Annotated in this window: 2 protein-coding genes; both read left to right on the top strand. The window is 67.0% G+C overall.

Annotated features, from left to right (window positions below):
* The coding region (locus tag AC1D2K_RS31555) for a DUF3400 domain-containing protein (RefSeq protein ID WP_478093978.1) at window positions 1-3460 on the top strand (3460 nt) is incomplete at its 5' end.
* The coding region (locus tag AC1D2K_RS31550; RefSeq protein WP_478093976.1) for an HIT family protein at window positions 3457-3850 on the top strand (394 nt) is incomplete at its 3' end. The genes AC1D2K_RS31555 and AC1D2K_RS31550, both read left to right, overlap by 4 nt.

Here is a 3850-nt window from a genome sequence, read left to right as displayed (position 1 = left end):
GCGCAAGGCCACGCGGGCGCTGCGCCGGCTCACCGCCAAGGACAACATCAAGTTCGACGGCCTGTCGCGCGTGTCGCATGTGACCGACGCCACCGACTGGCGGGTCGAGTACCCCTTCGTGGTGCTGACGCCCGACACCGAGGCCGAGATGGCCGGACTGGTCAAGGGCTGCATCGAGCTCGGCCTCACCATCGTTCCGCGCGGCGGCGGCACCGGCTACACCGGCGGCGCGATCCCGCTGACCTGGAACAGCGCGGTCATCAACACCGAGAAGCTCGAGGCCATGACCGAGGTCGAGTTGCGCGAGCTGCCCGGTCTCGAAGCGCCGGTGCCGACGATCTGGACCGAGGCCGGGGTGGTCACCCAGCGGGTCGCGGATGCGGCCGAGCGCGCGGGCTTCGTGTTCGCGGTCGATCCGACTTCGGCCGAGGCCTCCTGCGTGGGCGGCAACGTGGCGATGAACGCGGGCGGCAAGAAGGCCGTGCTGTGGGGCACGGCACTCGACAACCTGGCCTCGTGGCGGATGGTGACGCCGGACGCCGAGTGGCTGGAGGTCACCCGGGTCGGCCACAACCTCGGCAAGATCCACGACGCCGAGAGCGCGCTGTTCGAGCTCCAGTACTTCGCCGCCGACGGCAAGACCCCGCTGCGCGCCGAGCGGCTCGAGATTCCGGGCCGCACCTTCCGCAAGGAAGGCCTCGGCAAGGACGTCACCGACAAGTTCCTGTCGGGCCTGCCCGGCATCCAGAAGGAAGGCTGCGACGGCCTGATCACCAGCTGCCGCTGGATCGTGCATCGCATGCCGGCCCACACCCGCACGGTCTGCCTCGAGTTCTTCGGCAACGCGAAGGACGCCGTGCCGAGCATCGTCGAGATCAAGGACTTCATGTTCGCCGAGCAGAAGCGCTCGGGGGTGCTGCTGGCCGGGCTGGAGCACCTGGACGACCGCTATCTCAAGGCCGTCGGCTATGCGACCAAGTCGAAGCGCCATGGCGGATTGCCGAAGATGGCGCTGTTCGGCGACATCGCCGGCGACGACGCCGACACGGTGGCGCGCGTGACCTCCGAAGTGGTGCGCATCGCCAATTCGCGCAGCGGCGAGGGCTTCATCGCGATCAGTCCCGAGGCACGCAAGAAGTTCTGGCTCGACCGCAAGCGCACCGCCGCCATCAGCCGGCACACCAACGCCTTCAAGATCAACGAGGACGTGGTCATTCCGCTGCCGCGGATGGCCGAATACACCGACGGCATCGAGCGCGTCAACATCGAGCTGTCGCTGCAGAACAAGATCGCGCTGGCCGATGCGCTGGAAAACTTCCTGGCGCGGGGCAACCTGCCGCTGGGAAAGCGCGAGGACGCCAACGACATCCCGGCAGCCGAGCTGCTGGAAGACCGCGTGGCCCAGGCGGTGGCGCTGGTGGGCGAGGTCAGGGCCCTGTGGCAGGGCTGGCTCGACCAGGTCGGGACGCTGTTCCCGCAACTGCAGGACCATTCGTTGCGCGCCAGCTGGAAGACGCAGCTGCGCGCGCCCTTGGCGGAGATCTTCACCGGCGCCGAGTTCGCGCCGATCCTCGCCGAGTGCAGCGAGATCCACCGGAGCGTCCTCAAGGGCCGCGTCTGGATCGCGCTCCACATGCACGCCGGCGACGGCAACGTCCACACCAACATCCCGGTCAACAGCGACAACTACGAGATGCTGCAGACCGCCCATGCGGCCGTCGTGCGCATCATGGCGCTGGCGCGCAGCCTCGACGGCGTGATCTCGGGCGAACACGGCATCGGCATCACCAAGCTCGAGTTCCTGAGCGATGAGGAGCTGCAGCCCTTCACCGACTACAAGAAGAAGGTCGACCCCGAAGGCCGCTTCAACAAGGGCAAGCTGTTGCGCAGCGGGGAGCACCAGGCGGYCGACGGGAGCGCGCTGCACTCCGACCTGACCAATGCCTACACGCCGAGCTTCGGCCTGATGGGGCACGAGTCGATCATCATGCAGCAGAGCGACATCGGCGCCATCGCCGACAGCGTCAAGGACTGCCTGCGCTGCGGCAAGTGCAAGCCGGTGTGCGCCACCCACGTGCCGCGCGCCAATCTGCTCTATTCGCCGCGCAACAAGATCCTCGCGACCTCGCTGCTGGTGGAAGCTTTCCTGTACGAGGAGCAGACCCGGCGCGGCGTCAGCATCAAGCACTGGGAAGAGTTCGAGGACGTGGCCGACCACTGCACCGTGTGCCACAAGTGCCTCACGCCGTGCCCGGTCAACATCGATTTCGGCGACGTCTCGATGAACATGCGCAACCTGCTGCGCAAGATGGGCCAGAAGTCCTTCCGGCCGGGCAACGCGGCCGCGATGTTCTTCCTCAATGCGACCAATCCGCAGACCATCAAGATGATGCGCACCGGCATGGTCGACATCGGCTTCAAGGTCCAGCGCCTGGCCAATGACCTGCTGCGTGGCCTGGCCAGGAAGCAGACCGCCGCGCCGCCCGCCACGCTCGGTCCGGCGCCGATGAAGGAGCAGGTCATCCACTTCATCAACAAGAAGATGCCCGGTGGATTGCCCAAGAAGACCGCGCGCGCGCTGCTCGACATCGAGGATGCCGACTACGTGCCGATCATCCGCAACCCCGAGGCGACCACGCCGGAGACCGAGGCGGTGTTCTATTTCCCCGGCTGCGGCTCGGAGCGGCTGTTCTCGCAGGTGGGCCTCGCCACGCAGGCGATGCTGTGGCATGCGGGCGTGCAGACGGTGTTGCCGCCAGGCTATCTCTGCTGCGGCTACCCGCAGCGCGGCAGCGGCCAGTTCGACAAGGCCGAAAAGATGATCACCGACAACCGGGTGCTCTTCCACCGCGTCGCCAACACGCTCAACTACCTCGACATCAAGACCGTGGTGGTGAGCTGCGGCACCTGCTACGACCAGTTGCAGGGCTACCAGTTCGACAAGATCTTCCCGGGCTGCCGGATCATCGACATCCACGAATACTTGCTCGAGAAGGGCATCACGCTGGCGGACTCGGCGGGTGCGGGCGGTGGAGGCTACCTCTACCACGACCCCTGCCACACGCCCATGAAGCTGCAGGATCCCATGAAGACCGTGAAGGCACTGGTCGGTGACAACGTGCTCAAGAACGACCGCTGCTGCGGCGAATCCGGCACCTTGGGCGTGACCCGTCCGGACATCTCGACCCAGATCCGCTTCCGCAAGGAAGAGGAGCTGAAGAAGGGCGAGGCGGCGCTGCGCGATGCGGGCAAGGTCGCGCCCGGCGCCAACGTCAAGATCCTCACCAGCTGCCCGAGCTGCCTGCAGGGCCTGAGCCGCTACGGCAACGACCTGAACAACGGCCTGCTCGAAGCCGACTACATCGTGGTCGAGATGGCCAACAAGATCCTCGGCGAGGACTGGATGCCCGCGTACGTGGCCGCCGCCAACCACGGCGGCATCGAACGCGTGCTGGTATGACGCCGAAACACGTGGCGGGCTGTCCGCTGTGCGACGAGCCCGGCGGGCGCCTGGTCTTCCAGGCCGCCAGGCTGCGCGTCATCCATGCGTCCGAAGCGGGCTTCCCGGCCTTCTACCGCGTCGTCTGGACCGACCATGTGGCCGAGTGGTCCGACCTGGCTCCGGCGGACCGCGCCCTGTGCATGGAGGCCGTGGCCGTGGTGGAGCAGTGCCTGCGCGACGTCCTGGCGCCGGTCAAGATCAATCTTGCTGCCCTCGGCAACATGGTCCCGCACCTGCACTGGCACGTGATCGCACGCTTCGACTGGGACAGCCGCTTTCCCTCGCCTGTGTGGGCCGCGCCGCAGCGCGCGTGCGACCCGCAGCGCGAACGGGAGATCGAGATTCAAC

This window comes from Variovorax sp. P1_H12_2 (assembly GCF_056405335.1).
This window is presented reverse-complemented; position numbering and strand designations above follow the sequence as displayed.